Raw genomic sequence first — 16,340 nt, 5'->3', positions numbered from 1 at the left:
CGAGAGCCAGAGGGCCAGGGCGAGGGTGGCGGTGGTCTGCAGGGGGGTGGGGGTGGTGTCGAGGTAGGTGGGGGCGAGGGTGAGCAGGGGCCAGTGCCAGAGGTAGAGGCCGTAGGAGATGCGGCCGAGTCCTTGGGGCAGGGGGGTGTCCAGGAGGTGGGTCTCGAGGGGGGTGGCGTGGTGGAGGCCGGCGGTGAGGGTGGCGGTGGTGCCCAGGACGGGCAGGAGGGCGGCGGTGCCGGGGAAGGGGGTGGTGTCGGTGTAGAGGAGGGCGCTGGTGGTGATGGCGGTCAGGCCGGTGAGGGCCAGGAGGGTGGTGGTGGGGGTGTGGGCCAGGAGGCGGGTGCGGGCCAGGGCGGGGGCGGCGATGGCGAGGATGCCGCCGATGCCGAGCTCCCAGGCGCGGGCGGGGGTGGCGAAGTAGGCCAGGGAGCGGGCGATGTCGGTGGTGTGGACGGCGTAGGCGAGGGAGGCGGCGGTGGCCAGGGTGAGGACGCTCAGGAGCAGGGTGGTGCTGGGGGTGGGGCGTGGGGTGTGGCGGCGGCGGAGCCAGACCAGGCCGGCGGTGGTGATGAGCAGGGGCCAGAGGAGGTAGAACTGCTCCTCGATGGCCAGGGACCAGTAGTGCTGCAGGGGTGAGGGGTCCTGGTTGGCCTGGTAGTCCACGCCGCTGTTGGCGAGGTGGATGTTCATCGCGAAGAGGGTGGACCAGAGGGCGTCGGTGGCGGTGCGGCGGGCCTGGAGGGGGGAGGCGATGAGCCAGGTGGCGGTGAGGGTGGCCAGGGTGACGAGGGTGGCCAGGGGCAGCAGGCGGCGGATGCGGCGGGCGTAGAAGTCGGTGAGGCTGATCCGGCCGCGGGTGAGCAGCTCGGTGTGGAGGTGGCGGGTGATGAGGTAGCCGGAGATGACGAAGAAGACGTCGACGCCGACGTAGCCGCCCTTCAGGAAGGGCACGCCTGCGTGGTAGAGCACGACGAGGACGACGGCCAGGGCGCGCAGGGCCTCGATGTCGGGGCGGTACCCCCGCAGCCACCCCCGCCCCAGGTCCGGGCCGGTGGCCGTGCGGGACGGGGCGGCGAGGGTCGTCACGAGGTCCTCCCGGGACCGAAGGGGGCGGGCAGGGCAGCGGCCAGCTGGGGGGCGAGGGCGCGGGCGTAGGTGGCGGTCAGGTGGCTGTTGTCGCGGTAGACGAGGGTGTCGCCGACGACGACCGCGCAGCGGGTGCTCGTGCAGAACCACGGGACGGGGTCGACGACGACCGCCCCGGCGGCCACCGCCTGCTCGCGGGTCCCGGCGCGCCGGACCGGGTCGCTCAGCGCGTCGTCGAGCGGCGGGGTGCACGAGGTGGCGCGGTCGAGGTGGGCGGCGAGGCACTCGGGGACGTCCTTGCCCGGGTACGGGGTGTCCTCGAGGACGACGACGGCCCGGCCCGCGGCCCGCTGACCGGAGACGGTGGCGCCGACGCCCTGCGCCCACGCCGTCGCGAAGGCGTCGCCGCGGGAGGAGAACACGGCGCCACTGGTGACGACGAGGTCGGCCTGCTCCGCCGTGATGCGCTGGAGGACGCGCTCGCGCCATGTGTAGCACTCTCGGTAGTCGCGCCGCAGGGTCTGGTTCTCCAGGGCCACGTCGTAGAGCGGGCACGCGCCCTTGGTCATCGACACGACGCGCCAGTGCCGCTGGCGACCCAGCAGGTCGAGGGTCGGGAGCCACTGGAAGGCGTGGGAGTCCCCGGCGAGGACGACGGTGGTCGACGCCTCGGGGTCGCCGAAGACGCAGGGGCTGCCGTCGTCGCTCAGCGTCGTCTCGAGCAGCGTCGTGTGGCAGTGCGCCGCCGCGGGCAGGGCCCGTGCGGGGTCGTCGGCGGCGGCCACGTCGAGCGACGGCGTGAGGTTGGAGGGCACCTGGACGACCTGGGCCCCCGTGGCCACCGAGTCGAGCGCCGTGAGCCCGTCGGTGAGGGCGACGGCGGCCCGCCCGGTGCCGCGGGCGTCGGGCACGAGGGACGCCGACCCGACGACCCCCACCGACGTCACCGCGACGAGCGCCAGCCCGCCGGCCACCGTGCGCCGGGCCGGCAGGCGGAGCCGGACGACGTCGCGGACCGGCGCCTCGACGACCGCGTACGACACGACCGAGAGCCAGAGGGCCAGGGCGAGGGTGGCGGTGGTCTGCAGGGGGGTGGGGGTGGTGTCGAGGTAGGTGGGGGCGAGGGTGAGCAGGGGCCAGTGCCAGAGGTAGAGGCCGTAGGAGATGCGGCCGAGTCCTTGGGGCAGGGGGGTGTCCAGGAGGTGGGTCTCGAGGGGGGTGGCGTGGTGGAGGCCGGCGGTGAGGGTGGCGGTGGTGCCCAGGACGGGCAGGAGGGCGGCGGTGCCGGGGAAGGGGGTGGTGTCGGTGTAGAGGAGGGCGCTGGTGGTGATGGCGGTCAGGCCGGTGAGGGCCAGGAGGGTGGTGGTGGGGGTGTGGGCCAGGAGGCGGGTGCGGGCCAGGGCGGGGGCGGCGATGGCGAGGATGCCGCCGATGCCGAGCTCCCAGGCGCGGGCGGGGGTGGCGAAGTAGGCCAGGGAGCGGGCGATGTCGGTGGTGTGGACGGCGTAGGCGAGGGAGGCGGCGGTGGCCAGGGTGAGGACGCTCAGGAGCAGGGTGGTGCTGGGGGTGGGGCGTGGGGTGTGGCGGCGGCGGAGCCAGACCAGGCCGGCGGTGGTGATGAGCAGGGGCCAGAGGAGGTAGAACTGCTCCTCGATGGCCAGGGACCAGTAGTGCTGCAGGGGTGAGGGGTCCTGGTTGGCCTGGTAGTCCACGCCGCTGTTGGCGAGGTGGATGTTCATCGCGAAGAGGGTGGACCAGAGGGCGTCGGTGGCGGTGCGGCGGGCCTGGAGGGGGGAGGCGATGAGCCAGGTGGCGGTGAGGGTGGCCAGGGTGACGAGGGTGGCCAGGGGCAGCAGGCGGCGGATGCGGCGGGCGTAGAAGTCGGTGAGGCTGATCCGGCCGCGGGTGAGCAGCTCGGTGTGGAGGTGGCGGGTGATGAGGTAGCCGGAGATGACGAAGAAGACGTCGACGCCGACGTAGCCGCCCTTCAGGAAGGGCACGCCTGCGTGGTAGAGCACGACGAGGACGACGGCCAGGGCGCGCAGGGCCTCGATGTCGGGGCGGTACCCCCGCAGCCACCCCCGCCCCAGGTCCGGGCCGGTGGCCGTGCGGGACGGCCCGACGAGGTCGATGACGCTCATGCCGTCGCCCCCGTCCCCGCGGTGGCCGGCTCCAGCCCGGCGCCGGCGGGGTAGAGGCCGACCTCGACCTTCTTGCGGGTCCCCCACGTGCGCTGGGGCTTGGGCGAGGAGACGGCGACGTAGTAGAGCGGCAGCAGCACGAGCATGCTGAGGACGCTGGCCAGCGGGCTGACCCACCAGATCATCAGGCGGTTCGCGAGGGGCTCGTCCTGGCGCGCGAGCAGCACGTACCGGAAGTGCGAGGCGAGCGAGATGCCGGCGGCCGTCAGCAGGGTGGACCAGAGCAGGGCGGGGTTGATCGCCCCGAGGAGGACGCCCGGGACGGCCGCGACCATCGCGACGCCGTACATGACGAGGGCGAGCACCTGGGTGAAGGTGAACCAGAAGTCGGCGCTCGTCACCGGTCGGCGGAGGAGCCAGAGGGTGCCCCAGCAGAAGGAGCGGCACCACCGCAGGCGCTGCCGGACGAGGTGCGAGAACTTCGACGGGAGAGCGGAGTACGCGACCGCGTCGGGCTGGTACTCGCAGCGCCCGAGCTCCTTGGCGAAGAGCGTCATGATGCGGTCGTCGCCGGCGCGCACCGGCCGGCCGAGGAAGCGCTGCCCGAGGAACCGGTCGAGGTTGCGGCGCGGGACCTCGCCCCGGTACGCCGCGATGATGCCGCAGTTGACCCGCACCGAGCCGAAGGCGCCCTCGGCCATCCGGCCCTGGATGAAGCTCATGACGAAGCCGATCTCGACGATCCGCGTGAACAGGCTCTGGGTGTGGTTCTGCCCCACCGCGGTCCCGGCGACGCTCATGACGTCGGGCCGGGAGAACGGGACGAGCAGCCGGTCGACGGCGTCCGCCCGCAGCACCGTGTCGGAGTCGACCGTCACGAAGACGTCGGCGTCGGAGCGGGCGTACGCGACCGCCTGGGCGTGCCGCTTGCCCTGGTTGTGGTGGCGGTGGCGGTGGACGGTCATCCCGGCGTGCTCGAGCTCGGCCGTCGCCTCGCGGACCTCGTCGGACTCGAGGACGAGGAACGGCTCGCCGTCACGCTGCGACCCGTCGTCGACGACCCACACGGCGCGCGGAAGGCGCGTCTGCCGGGCCAGGCTGCGCAGGCCCGCGGCGAGCAGGGCGGGGTCCTCGTTGTAGACCGGCACAACGACGTCGACGCGCAGCAGCGACAGGTCGACGTCGGGGTCGGCCACGTGCCGCTTGGCGGCGAGGCTGGCGACCGCCTTGAGCGCGAGGTGGCACCACATGAAGGTGAAGCACAGGGCGAAGTTCGTCAGCTTGGCCGCGTAGGCGAGGTGGTTGACGAGCAGCCCGGTGAGGAGGGCGAGCATCGCCACGCCGTAGGTGAGGTAGCCGAGTCCGAAGCTCATGAAGGGTCCTGTTCCGGCAGAGGGGGTTTCGGGCGAGGGGCGGGGTCGCGTCAGACGCGGAGCGGCGAGAGGAGCCGGACGGCCACGGCGAGACCGACGACGAGCACGAGCCCGCCGAGGGCGAGCCAGCCGTTGCCGAAGACGACGGCGTCGACGAGGGAGTGGACGCGGCTGAGCGCAGAGGACATGGCTGCTCCGGGCGAGGAGGGCCGGCCGGGTGCCGGCGGACGAGGTGGAGGAGCGGACCGGGGGCGCGTCGTCGGGCCACGGGTCTGCGGTGGGAGCCGTTCCGGCGGAACGGGATGCGGCGCCGCACGGCTCTGGTCGGCGCGACCCGCGGCTCCGGCGGCGTCGGGCGGAGCGCTGCGGGTCTGGAGCACACCGTGCCGCTCGGCGCCACGCGGGGCAAGACCCCCGGTCGGAGAATTAACGCGATGGACACACGCCGTAACAGCAGCGTCCTCAGCCGGCCTGTTCGATGGTCGACGCAGGGGACCTCCGCCCGGCCCGTCCGGCCGGCAGCTCCCCCGGGTCAACGGCGACGCGCAGAATGAACACTCGGAATCTGCTGCGACGCAGGGGAACTGACTCGTCGCTGCTCGACCGCAGGGAGCCCTCATGGACACCTACCCAGGCCCGGCGCGCCGTGCGCGCGCCGACTCCGGGCCGGCCGTCGTCGTCCTCGGCGGTGGCGTCGACCCCGCCCTCACGCACGCGCTGACGTCCCGGTTCGCCCGGCTGGGCGCCCGGGCCGTCGTGTCGTCGGCGGTCCCCGGGCCGGGCGTCCCCGACGACGACGGCTGGCGCGCCGCCGTCGCGCTGGTCCGCGACGAGCACGCCGCGGCGGTCGTGTGGGTCGTCCGCGACGACGCCGCACCGGTGCACGTCCTCGGCCGCCGGCTGGCGGCGCTCGGGCTGCGCGAGCTGCCCGTCGTGGCCGTGCCGGCCGGGGCGGGCGACGACGACCTCGCCGCCCGGGAGCGGGCCCGGCAGGTCGTCTCGTCGGTCGTGCGACGCGTCGGGGACGGACCCTCGGTGCGCGCAGGCCGGGTCCTCGTCAGCGAGGCCGAGCTGCGCGCGGAGGTCGAGCGCGAGGGCCGTGCGCCGGAGCCCGGACGGCTGCGGGCGGCGGTCGCGGTCATCGACATCGCCGAGCGGGACGCGTTGCGGCGCAGGCTCGGCGGGCACGCGGCGGAGGAGGCGCTCCAGGTCGTGGCCGGGGTCGTCGTCGACGCCGCGGTCGTGTCCGAGCTCGCCGCCCGCGACGCCCGGGGGCGCGTGCTCCTGCTCCTCAAGGACCGCGACGACCAGTGGGTCGAGCACCGGCTGGCCGAGCTGTCCGCGCGGCTCACGTCGCTCGCCCCGGAGGTCGCCGGCGAGACCGTGCACCTGACGCCGGTCGTCGGCTGGGCGCGGTCCGAGCCGGGGCTGCGCCCCGCGGCGCTGCTGGAGCGTGCCGTGACCGCCCACGACCTCGCGGGGGACGAGCTCGACCTCCGGGCCCGGGCCTGGCACCCGGGCATGGAACCGGAGGGGGAGCGGGCCGCCCGCCGTCGCCGTGCCCCGCGCCTGCGTCGCCTTCGTCGTCGGCGCACCACCGCGGCGCTGCAGCTCGCCCTCACCGTCCTGCTCGGGGTCGTGCTCCCGTTCGTCGGGCTCGTCGTGGCGGACCGGCTGGGGCGCCCCGTCGCCGACGTCGTGTTCGGCCTCGTCGTCGTCTTCATGGGCGTCACCACGCTGAGCCTCTGGCTCGAGGGTCTCGCGGCGCTGCGGCGCCCGCGGCTCCCGGCCGCGCCCGCGGGACCCGCGCCCCGGATGTCGGCCGTCGTCGCCGCCTACCTGCCGAACGAGGCGGCGACCGTCGTCGAGACGCTGCGCTCGGTCCTCGCGAGCGACCACCGGGACCTCCAGGTCGTCCTCGCCTACAACCGGCCCCACCGCCTCCCCGTCGAGGACGTGCTCGAGGACCTCGCCCGCACCGACCCCCGGCTGCTCCTCCTGTGCGTCGAGGGCAGCACCTCCAAGGCGCAGAACGTCAACGCGGCCCTCGCCCACGTGACCGGTGAGGTCGTCGGCGTGTTCGACGCCGACCACCACCCGGCGCCGGACGCCTTCGACCGGGCCTGGCGCTGGATCGCCGACGGCGCCGACGTCGTCCAGGGGCGCTGCGTCGTCCGCAACGGCGACGCCTCCCTCACGGCGCGGCTCGTCGCCGTCGAGTTCGAGAACATCTACGGCGTCTCGCACCCCGGCCGCTCGCGCCTGCACGGCTTCGCGGTCTTCGGCGGCTCGAACGGCTACTGGCGCACGGCGGTCCTGCGGCGGGTGCGGCTGCGCTCGACGATGCTCACCGAGGACATCGACTCCAGCGTCCGGCTGATCGCCGACGGCGGCCGCATCGTCTACGACGCCGGGCTCGTCTCGCACGAGCTGGCGCCGACGACCCCCGGAGCCCTGTGGTGGCAGCGACTGCGCTGGGCGCAGGGCTGGTTCCAGGTGACCCGTCGGCACGCCCGCTCGGTCGGCAACACCGTCCCGCTCACGCGTCGCCAGCGCATCGGCATGTTCTACCTCCTGCGCTGGCGCGAGCTGGCCCCGTGGGTCGGGCAGCTGAGCCTCCCTCTCGCGCTGCACGCCCTGTGGCGGGTCGACGGTGACCTCGCGCAGGTGCCGGTGACGACGGTCCTCGTGCTCGCGGTGCTCGTGCCCCTGTCGACCGCTCCCGCCCAGACCTTCTTCGCGTGGCTCAACGCGACGCCCGCCCTGCGCCGTCGGCCGCTGTGGTTCGTGGGCTACCTGCTCGCGGGGATGTTCTTCTACACCGAGTTCCGCAACGCGGTCGCCCGGGTCGCGCACGTCCGCGAGCTGACCGGCGCGCACGACTGGATCGTCACCCCCCGCTCGGGGCGGGCCCTCCCGGCGCCGGCGGCGCGGCGCGCGGCCTGACCCGACGCGCGACCGCCGACCCCCCGAAACCGCCGGTCACCCGGCCCCCGCACGCCCCCACGCAGGCGTTAGCGTGGCGGGCGGCGTCGGGCCCGGCGTCACCCTCGACGAGGAGCTGGTGGTGGTCGTGGTCGCTGCAGGAGCACAGGCGTTGGTCCAGGGGGTGCCGGCGGCGCTGCCGGCCGCGGACACGCTCATCGACGCGAGCCCGGTGGACTACCTGATCCTCGTCGTCTACTTCGTCTTCGTCCTCGGCATCGGCCTCATCGCGCGGCGTTCGGTCTCGGACTCGGTCGACTTCTTCCTGTCGGGCCGCTCCCTGCCGGCCTGGGTGACCGGCCTCGCGTTCATCTCCGCCAACCTCGGCGCCGTCGAGATCATGGGCATGAGCGCCAACGGCGCCCAGTTCGGCATCTCGACCGTCCACTACTTCTGGGTCGGCGCCATCCCGGCGATGCTCTTCCTCGGCATCGTGATGATGCCCTTCTACTACGGCTCCAAGGTCCGCTCGGTGCCGGAGTTCATGCTCCGCCGGTTCGACAAGCGCGCACACCTGGTCAACGCGATCTCCTTCGCCGTGGCCCAGCTCCTCATCGCCGGTGTCAACCTCTACCTGCTCGGCTCCATCGTCCACGCGCTGCTCGGCTGGCCGCTGTGGATCGCGCTGGCCGTCGCCGCGGCCATCGTCCTCTCGTACATCACCCTCGGCGGTCTCTCGGCGGCGATCTACAACGAGGTGCTCCAGTTCTTCGTCATCGTCGCGAGCCTCCTGCCGCTCGTGCTCATCGGCCTGCACCGGGTCGGCGGCTACGGGGGGCTCAAGGACAAGATCACCGAGATGGCGGCCAACGCACCGGCCGAGGCCGCGGTGCCGCCCGCCGAGCAGCAGCTGAGCTCCTGGCCGGGTCAGGCGCTCACCGGGTTCGACAGCCCCGTGCTGTCGGTCATCGGGATCGTCTTCGGCCTCGGCTTCGTCCTCTCCTTCGGCTACTGGACGACCAACTTCGTCGAGGTCCAGCGCGCGATGGCCTCGGACTCCATCGCGGCGGCCCGCAAGACGCCGGTCATCGGGGCCTTCCCGAAGATGTTCGTCCCGTTCCTCACGATCTTCCCGGGCATGATCGCCGCGGTCCTGGTCCCCGAGATCGTCGAGCTGAAGAACGGGGGCAGCCCACCCGGCGGGGCCTCGGGGCAGGGGGTCGCCTACAACGACTCGCTGCTCTACCTCATGCGTGACGTGCTGCCCAACGGCCTCCTCGGGCTGGCCCTCACCGGCCTGCTCGCCGCGTTCATGGCCGGCATGGCGGCCAACATCTCGGCGTTCAACACGGTCTTCAGCTACGACCTGTGGGAGAACTACATCCGCAAGGACCGGTCCGACGACTACTACCTGAGGATCGGGCGCCTGGCCACGATCGGCGCGACCGTCATCGCCATCTTCACGGCGCTCATCGCGAGCTCGTTCAGCAACATCATGAACTACCTCCAGACCCTCTTCGGCTTCTTCAACGCGCCGCTGTTCGCCACCTTCATCCTCGGGATGTTCTGGAAGCGGATGACCCCGGCCGCCGGGTGGAGCGGGCTCGTGTCGGGCACGCTCTCCGCCGTGGTCGTCGCGTTCCTCAGCGAGGACGCGTTCGGGTCGGCCTCGCTCGGGGTCCTCCCCCTCTCCGGCCAGGGCGCGGCGTTCGTGGCCGCCTCCACGGCCTTCGTCGTCGACATCGCGGTGTCGGTGGCGGTGACCATGGTGACGCAGCCGAAACCGGTCGAGCAGCTCGTCGGGCTCGTGTACTCCGAGACGCCGGTGGAGACCCGCACGGACCCGAACGAGGCGTCCTACCCGTGGTACCGCCGCACCGTGCCGCTCGCCGGCGTGGCGCTCGGCATCGTCGTCGTCCTCAACATCCTCTTCTGACCGGGAGTCGTCATGGCAGAGAAGCACACGGCCGGAGCCTTCGACATCCGCAACGTCATCGGTGGCCTCCTCGCGATCTACGGCGTGATCCTCACGGGCATGGGGATCTTCGCCGACCCCGAGACCGACAAGACGGGCGGGCCCAACGCCAACCTCTGGGCGGGCCTCGCCCTGCTCGTCGTCGGGCTCGGGTTCGTCGCGTGGTCCCGGCTGCGGCCGGTCGTCGTCCCGGAGGACGTGGAGCAGGTCACCGACGACCCGACCCGCCCGGCGCCCAAGAAGCGCCCGCGCGCCGGGCACTGAGCCGTGGGCGGCGTGACGAGGGTCGGTGACGTGCCGGCCCACATGGTCGTCCCCGTGGGCGAGGGCCCGTGGCCGGGGCTCGTGCTCGTCCACGAGGCCTTCGGGCTCGACGAGAACATGCGCGCCCTCGCGGACCGGATGGCGGGTGCCGGGTTCCTCACCCTGGCCCCTGACCTCTTCTCGCGCGGGCGCCGCTCCGCCTGTCTGCGGGCGACCTTCACGGCGCTGCGGCGCGGGCACGGCCCGGCGTTCGACGACGTCGAGGCCGCCCGAGCGCAGCTCGTCGGCGACGAGCGCTGCACGGGCCGGGTCGGCGTCATCGGCTTCTGCATGGGCGGGGCCTTCGCGCTCGCCCTCGCGCCGCGACCCGGGTGGGACGCCGCGTCGGTCAACTACGGGATGCTCCCGAGCACGCCGGAGGCCCTCGACGGCGCCTGTCCGGTCGTCGCGAGCTACGGCGGCCGCGACCGCAGCCTGAGCGGCGCCGCCGAGAAGCTCGAGGTCGCCCTGGCGGCCCGCGGGGTGCCGCACGACGTCCGCGAGTACCCGGGCGCGGGGCACTCGTTCCTCAACCCCACCGACTCGGCGCCGTGGTGGATGGCCCCGGTGACACGCCTGGTCCTGCACGCGGGCCCGGACCCCGTGGCGGCCGCCGACGCGTGGGAGCGCATCGACGCCTTCCTCGCCGAGCACCTCGGCGCCCCGGCGGGCTAGACGACGCGGCCCCGGTCCGCCCACCGGGGGAGGAGGCCGTCCGGGTCCTCGACGACGCCGCCGCGGTTCCACAGGGCGAGGTGCAGGTCGACGGCCGGACCGGCCAGCGTCGCCGCGCCGCCCGGTGCCCCGTCGGCGGGCGCGAGCCGTCGGGCGGTCGTCGCGTCGGCGCCCACGGCGACGAGCCAGCGGTCGCCGGTGTCCGCGGCCGAGACGAGCGCCTCGTACGGGTCGCCCTCCGCGCGAGGGCCCCTGCCGCGGCGCGGCCAGAAGCCGACGAGGAGCTCTTCGACCGCGTCGGCCGCCACCGCGGGGGTCCACCAGGCGTCGTCCGCCGTCGGTGCCCGCCCCTCGCGCGCGGCGAGCACGTCGAGCGCGTGCACCGCGGTCTCGTGGTGCTGGCGGCGGGCCCAGAACAGGCGGGCCGGCGGCGCCTCGCGCAGGAAGGTGAAGGCCTCGAGGTCGTCCGGCGCGTCGTCGAGCGTCGCGAGCAGCTCGTCGGCGCCCGCACGCAGCCAGGCCGTCACGTCCGGTGCGGCGCGCCCCTCCGGCTCGAGGTCCGGGATGTCGACCGCGCGCGGGTCGCCGCCCCGCAGCATCGCCGTCGCCCACCGGTGCACGGCGCCCTGGTGCACGACCAGGTCACCGACGGTCCAGTCTGGGCAGGTGGGGACGACGGCCTCCGGGCCCGTCTCGCCGGCCCACCGCACGAGACGGTCGGTGGCGTCGGCGAGCCCGGCGAGGTGGGTGTCGAGGTCGACGGCAGTCATCCCGCCAGTGTGCCGTCGCGGCGCACGTGGGCGCGAGGGGCCGTCCGGCTCAGGCGAACTGCCAGGAGCGCTTGCTCAGGCCGAACCAGAACCCGTCGATGACGCTCGTCCCGGCGGTGTCGCCGTGGACCGACGCCGCACCGAGCGCGACGTAGAGCGGGGCCCAGTGCTCGGTGCGCGGGTGCGCCTCGCGGGCCGCGGGGGCCTTGGCGAGGAAGTCGAGGACGGCGTCGACGTCACCGGCCGCGACCGTCTCGGCGGCCCAGTGGTCGAACTCCGCGGACGGCGTGGGCGGTGCGGCGTCGGACCCGGCGCGCGGGTCGAACCAGCCGAGGTTGTGCGTCGTGAATCCGGACCCGACGATGAGCACGTTCTCGTCGCGCAGCGGGGCGAGGCGCCGGCCGAGGTCGAAGAGGCGGTGCGGGTCGAGGGTCGGCATCGACAGCTGGACGACGGGCACGTCGGCGTCGGGGTACATCTCCTTGAGTGGGACGTACGCGCCGTGGTCGAGGCCGCGGGTCGGGTCCTGGTGCAGCGTCTCGCCGGCCGGGGCCAGCAGCCGCGCCACCGAGCGGGCGACCTCGGGCGCACCCGGCGCGTCGTAGGTGACGTCGTAGTAGCGCTGCGGGAAGCCCCAGAAGTCGTAGGTGAGCGGCACGTCGCCGGTCGTCGCCGAGACCGAGACCGGGGCCTGCTCCCAGTGGGCCGAGACCATGAGGACGGCGTCCGGGCGGGGGAGGTCCGACGACCAGCCGGCCAGCTGCGAGGTCCACAGGGCGTCGTCCGCCAGGGGCGGGGCGCCGTGGCTGAGGTAGAGCACGGGCGGGCGGCTCGACGCGGTGGTGTCGGTCATGGCGGTCTCCTCGGACAAGTTGTTGAACATTCAACCACATGCCGCCCGCCGGTGTTCCCTACTCGGCGTCGTGGACGAGGATCGCGACCTGCGTGCGGTTCTCGAGCCCGAGCTTGGTGAGGATGCGCCCGACGTGCGCCTTGACGGTCGCGACGCTCAGGTGGAGCGCGCCACCGATCTCGAGGTTGCTCTGGCCGCGCCCGAGGGCCAGCGCGACCTCGCGCTCGCGCTCCGTGAGGGACGACAGCGCCCGCCGCGCCCCGGCCCGTCGGCGCTCCACGGCGTCCCCGCCGTCGCGCCCGGCGACCGCCGCGATGAGCGCGGTCGTCGCGCGTGGCGAGAGGGTCGGCTCGCCCGCCGCGACCGCGTGCACCGCCTCGACGAGGCGGGCCGGCGGGGTGTCCTTGAGGAGGAAGCCGTGCGCGCCGACCCGCAGCGCCCGCAGGACCATCTCGTCGGCGTCGAAGGTCGTGAGCACCAGCACCTTCGGGGCGTCGGGCAGCGCGAGCAGGTCACCCGTCGCGGCGATGCCGTCGCGCCGCGGCATCCGGATGTCCATGAGGACGACATCGGGACGGGTGCGCCGCACGAGGTCCGCGGCGTCGGCGCCGTCCGCCGCCTCGCCGACCAGCTCGAGCGCCGGGTCGCCGCCGAGGATCATCGTCAGGCCGGCGCGCACGAGCGGGTCGTCGTCGACGAGGGCGACCCGGACGGTGGCGGTGCTCATGCCGCCCACGGTAGCGAGGCCCGCACGACGAACCGGCCGTCCTCCGGCCCGTGCCGCAGGACGCCACCGAGGAGGTCGACCCGCTCGTGGAGACCGAGCAGCCCGAGCCCGGCCCCGGGCAGCGCCGCCCCGGCGCCCAGCGGCACGGGGTTGCTGACGACGACCTCGACCGCGCGCCCCGCCCGCCCCTCGACCGAGACCGTGACCGGGCACCCGGGGGCGTGCTTGCGCGCGTTGGTCAGCGCCTCCTGCACGAGCCGGTAGACCGTCCGGCCGGTCGTCGCCGGGACCTCGCCCTCGGTCCGGTCCTCGTAGGTCAGGCGGGTCCCGGCGGTCCGGGCCTCGGCGACGAGGTCGGGCAGGTCGGTGAGCCCCGGCTGCGGCCGCTCCGGCGCGAGGGTCGCGTCGACGGCGTCGGCGCGCAGCACCCCGAGGACGTCACGCAGGTCGCGCAGCGCCAGGTGTGCGTTCTCCTCGATGGTGCGGGCCGCCTCGGCCTGCTGCTCGACCGAGAGGTCGGTCCGGTAGGTCAGTGCGCCCGCGTGCATCGCGACGAGCGAGATGCGGTGGGCCAGGACGTCGTGCATCTCGCGGGCGATGCGGGTCCGCTCGGCGGACCGGGCCGCCGCCACCCGGGCGTGCTGCTCCCGCTCGCTCGTCTCGGCCCGGTCCCGGAGGGTGACGAGGTGCTCGCGGTCGGTGCCCACGGACCACCCGACGGCGAGCACGACCGCGACGAAGAGGGACACGACCAGCCCGGCGGCCCACAGCGGCAGGGGGCTCGGCTCCGGGTAGACGGCTTCGAACACGAGGGCGGCCACGACGGTGGTGCCGCCGACGAGGAGCAGCTCGCGCGGGCGTCGCCGGGTGGCGAGCGAGCAGAGGGCCAGCGTCGCCGGCCCGAAGGCCATCGGCGAGACGGCGGTGAGCGCGGCCGTCGCGAGCGCGACCGGCAGCGGCAGCCGACGCCGCGCGACGACGACGAGGACGACGAGGAGCAGGCAGAGCACGGGGTCGCCGACGAGCACCCAGACGGTCAGCGGGTGGTCGGCGAACCCCGCGTCCTCGAGCGACTCGAGCGTGAGGACCCAGAGGGTGAGGCTCGCCAGCAGCACGACGACGACGCGCCACGCGTGGCCCCACCAGGAGAGCCGGGGGGCGGGCGTCGCGGGAGGCATCCGGCCACTCTAGGAGCGGCCGGTGGGGCGCCGCGTCGGCCGGAGGTCCGCCTCGGCCCGCCACGGATGTAGACCGAGGTCTACCCCGGAGCAGACCGCCGGGCGATGCGGCGCACCCCGACCCGCCCCGAGGCTGGAGCCATGATCAGAGTCGAGAACCTCACCAAGCGCTACGGCCGCGTCACGGCCGTCGACGGCGTCACCTTCGAGGTCCGGGCGGGGTCGGTCACCGGCTTCCTCGGCCCCAACGGCGCCGGCAAGTCCACCGTCATGCGGATGCTCACCGGCCTCACCCCACCGACGAGCGGCCACGCCACCGTGCTCGGTCGCGACTACCGCGACCTCGTCGACCCCGGCGCCCACGTCGGCGTCATGCTCGACGCCTCCGCCCAGCACCCCGGCCGCACCGGGCGCGAGGCGCTCGTCCTGGCCGCGCTGACCATCGGCGTCCCGCGCAGCCGCGTCGACGACGTCCTGCGGCTCGTCGGGCTGAGCGACGACGAGGCCGGCCGGCGCGTCCGCACCTACTCCCTGGGGATGCGCCAGCGCCTCGGCCTCGCCGGGGCCTTCCTCGGCGAGCCGGAGGTGCTCGTCCTCGACGAGCCCGCCAACGGCCTCGACCCGCAGGGCATCCACTGGATGCGCACCCTGCTGCGCGGCTTTGCCGACCGCGGTGGCGCGGTCCTCCTCTCCTCGCACCTGCTCCACGAGGTGCAGGCCGTCGCGGACGACGTCGTCGTCATCGGGCGAGGCCGGGTCGTCGCGAGCGGAGCCGTCGCCGAGCTCGTCGCCGGGGAGGGCACGCGCGTGTCGTCCGAGGACGACGCCGCGCTCGCCACGGCCCTCCGGTCCGCCGGCCACGAGGTGACCCGGACCCCGGAGGGGGTGGTCGTCGACGTCGAGCCCGCCGTGGTCGGACGGGCCGCGCTGGCCGCCGGGGTCGTCGTCACCGACCTGCGGCCGCACGGCGCGCAGGGGCTGGAGGAGCTCTTCCTCCGGCTGACCGCCGACGACGCGCGGGAGGTGGCGGCGTGAGCACCGCGACCCGCAGCCCCGGGACGTCGGCGCGCGCCGCGTCCCCCGCGGCCGGCCGCACCGGACGGCCCGGTGTCCCGCTCGCGCGGCTGGTCCGCGTCGAGGTCCGCAAGCTCGTCGACACCCGGGCCGGCCGCTGGCTGCTCGGCGTGACCGCCGGGATCGCCGTCGCCCTCGTCGTCGCGTTCCTCGTCTGGGGCTCGGCGAAGGACTCCTCGTACGCCGGCCTGCTCGGGCTCGCCGCGCTGCCGCTCTCGGTCCTCCTGCCGGTCCTCGGCATCATGGCGGCCACCGCCGAGTGGTCCCAGCGGACCGGGCTCGTGACCTTCGCCCTCGAACCGCACCGCGGCCGGGTCGTGGGGGCCAAGGCGCTCGCCGCCGTCGTCCTCGGGCTCGTCGTCCTCGTGACCACGGCGGCCGCGGTCGCGCTGGCCCGGCTCGTCGGCTCGCTCGTCGGGGGCGGAGCCACCGAGTGGCGTGTCCCCGGCGCGCTGGCCCTCGGGCTCGCGCTCGCGCTCCTGGTCTTCCTCGTCCAGGGCGTCGGCTTCGGTCTGCTCCTCCTCAACACGCCGCTGGCCATCGCCGCGTCGTTCGTCCTGCCGGTGGCCCTGAGCATCGTCGGCGGGCTCACCGAGGGGGCGCAGCGGGTGACCGCGTGGATCGACCTCTCGCTCGTCACCGAGCCGCTCATGGCCGGGACCATGCAGGGCGAGGACTGGGCGCACCTGGGCACCTCGGTCCTCGTCTGGGTCGCCCTCCCGGTCGCGGTCGGCACCTGGCGGGTGACCCGCAAGGAGATCGCCTGAGGGGCGGGCGCGGGTCGCGTCGCGGGTTTCCGCGAAACGGCCCGCGCCGCCCCCGTCGCGTGCCCTAGCGTGAGGGGTACAGATCGGGCTTGTAGGGGGCCCGGCCTCGCCGAAAGAGCAACCTCGTGACCGACCAGCTGCAGCGTCCTGCTCCGTCCACGACCACCGAGCACGTCACGAGGGGCCTGGTCCTGGCCCTCGTCGTCGTCTCGTCCGCGGCCGCCGCCGCGCTGCTGCTGCGGGGCCTGCCGTCGGTCGCGCCGCTCATCGCCGTCATCGTCGCAGTCGGGGCGTGCGTGGCGTACACGCTCGGCGCCGGCGCCGCCCCCCGCCGGGGCGTCCCCGCGCTGCTCGTCGTCGTGGCCGGCGGGCTCGTCGCCCTGGCGTGGGCGAGCGCCGCCGCCACCTACGTCCCGGTCCTCGTCATCGGGCTCGTTGCCGCGGCGGCCGTCCTCGCGCAGCTCCACCGCAGCCACCGCTGAGGCTCCCC

At 74.7% G+C, this 16,340-nt stretch carries 15 protein-coding genes; 7 read left to right on the top strand and 8 right to left on the bottom strand.

Annotated elements, in window-relative coordinates; translation table 11 throughout:
- The 4 genes from KMZ30_RS13455 to KMZ30_RS13440 all read right to left on the bottom strand — a co-directional run.
- On the bottom strand, positions 1 to 1,089 hold a 1,089-nt coding region (locus tag KMZ30_RS13455), incomplete at its 3' end, for an acyltransferase family protein (RefSeq protein ID WP_215513468.1).
- The gene (locus tag KMZ30_RS13450) at positions 1,086 to 3,230 is read right to left on the bottom strand and encodes an acyltransferase family protein (protein ID WP_215520044.1); all 2,145 of its coding nucleotides are present in this window, start codon (positions 3,228 to 3,230) and stop codon (positions 1,086 to 1,088) included. The genes KMZ30_RS13455 and KMZ30_RS13450, both read right to left, overlap by 4 nt.
- Entirely contained in the window at positions 3,227 to 4,603 is a 1,377-nt protein-coding gene (locus KMZ30_RS13445) for a glycosyltransferase family 2 protein (protein ID WP_215513466.1), read from the bottom strand. Before KMZ30_RS13445 ends, KMZ30_RS13450 begins: the two co-directional genes overlap by 4 nt.
- A 50-nt stretch (positions 4,604 to 4,653) precedes the next feature.
- On the bottom strand, positions 4,654 to 4,791 hold the full coding sequence (locus KMZ30_RS13440; protein ID WP_215513465.1) for a hypothetical protein: 138 nt from the start codon (positions 4,789 to 4,791) through the stop codon (positions 4,654 to 4,656).
- Positions 4,792 to 5,221: 430 nt separating this feature from the next.
- Here KMZ30_RS13440 and KMZ30_RS13435 point away from each other — a divergent pair, with 430 nt between their 5' ends.
- From KMZ30_RS13435 to KMZ30_RS13420, 4 genes are all read left to right on the top strand, one after another.
- Positions 5,222 to 7,549, top strand: coding sequence for a glycosyltransferase family 2 protein (locus tag KMZ30_RS13435; RefSeq protein ID WP_215513464.1), 2,328 nt, complete (start codon positions 5,222 to 5,224; stop codon positions 7,547 to 7,549).
- Between the two features lie 163 nt (positions 7,550 to 7,712).
- Positions 7,713 to 9,464, top strand: coding sequence for a sodium:solute symporter family protein (locus KMZ30_RS13430; RefSeq protein WP_215513483.1), 1,752 nt, complete (start codon positions 7,713 to 7,715; stop codon positions 9,462 to 9,464).
- Positions 9,465 to 9,476: 12 nt separating this feature from the next.
- Entirely contained in the window at positions 9,477 to 9,767 is a 291-nt protein-coding gene (locus KMZ30_RS13425; protein ID WP_215513463.1) for a hypothetical protein, read from the top strand.
- A gap of 30 nt (positions 9,768 to 9,797) precedes the next feature.
- Complete coding sequence (locus tag KMZ30_RS13420) at positions 9,798 to 10,481, top strand: dienelactone hydrolase family protein (RefSeq protein WP_308279801.1); 684 nt, start codon at positions 9,798 to 9,800, stop codon at positions 10,479 to 10,481.
- Here KMZ30_RS13420 and KMZ30_RS13415 read toward each other — a convergent pair.
- From KMZ30_RS13415 to KMZ30_RS13400, 4 genes are read right to left on the bottom strand one after another with little or no spacing between them, the layout of a single operon-like run.
- Entirely contained in the window at positions 10,478 to 11,251 is a 774-nt protein-coding gene (locus KMZ30_RS13415) for a maleylpyruvate isomerase N-terminal domain-containing protein (protein WP_215513462.1), read from the bottom strand. The two genes, KMZ30_RS13420 and KMZ30_RS13415, sit on opposite strands and share 4 nt — an antisense overlap.
- Before the next feature lie 49 nt (positions 11,252 to 11,300).
- Entirely contained in the window at positions 11,301 to 12,104 is an 804-nt protein-coding gene (locus tag KMZ30_RS13410) for a dioxygenase family protein (protein ID WP_215513461.1), read from the bottom strand.
- A 58-nt stretch (positions 12,105 to 12,162) separates the two neighbouring features.
- The gene (locus KMZ30_RS13405) at positions 12,163 to 12,831 is read right to left on the bottom strand and encodes a response regulator (protein WP_215513460.1); all 669 of its coding nucleotides are present in this window, start codon (positions 12,829 to 12,831) and stop codon (positions 12,163 to 12,165) included.
- Entirely contained in the window at positions 12,828 to 14,009 is a 1,182-nt protein-coding gene (locus KMZ30_RS13400; protein ID WP_215513459.1) for a sensor histidine kinase, read from the bottom strand. Before KMZ30_RS13400 ends, KMZ30_RS13405 begins: the two co-directional genes overlap by 4 nt.
- 141 nt (positions 14,010 to 14,150) lie before the next feature.
- On the opposite strand from KMZ30_RS13400, the gene KMZ30_RS13395 reads away from it, so the two are divergent.
- The 3 genes from KMZ30_RS13395 (at position 14,151) to KMZ30_RS13385 (ending at position 16,332) form a co-directional block, all read left to right on the top strand.
- Positions 14,151 to 15,044, top strand: a complete 894-nt coding sequence (locus tag KMZ30_RS13395) for an ATP-binding cassette domain-containing protein (RefSeq protein WP_215513458.1) — start codon at positions 14,151 to 14,153, stop codon at positions 15,042 to 15,044.
- On the top strand, positions 15,041 to 15,850 hold the full coding sequence (locus KMZ30_RS13390; RefSeq protein ID WP_215513457.1) for an ABC transporter permease: 810 nt from the start codon (positions 15,041 to 15,043) through the stop codon (positions 15,848 to 15,850). Before KMZ30_RS13395 ends, KMZ30_RS13390 begins: the two co-directional genes overlap by 4 nt.
- Positions 15,851 to 15,975: 125 nt before the next feature.
- A complete protein-coding gene (locus tag KMZ30_RS13385) occupies positions 15,976 to 16,332 on the top strand; it encodes a hypothetical protein (protein ID WP_215513456.1) in 357 nt (118 codons plus the stop codon).
- The last annotated feature ends 8 nt before the right edge of the window (positions 16,333 to 16,340 follow it).

The organism is Phycicoccus mangrovi (assembly GCF_018729305.1).
Lineage (GTDB): Bacteria > Actinomycetota > Actinomycetes > Actinomycetales > Dermatophilaceae > Phycicoccus > Phycicoccus jejuensis.
Note: the sequence above shows the minus strand (reverse complement) of the source record. Positions and strands in the feature narration are given on the sequence as shown.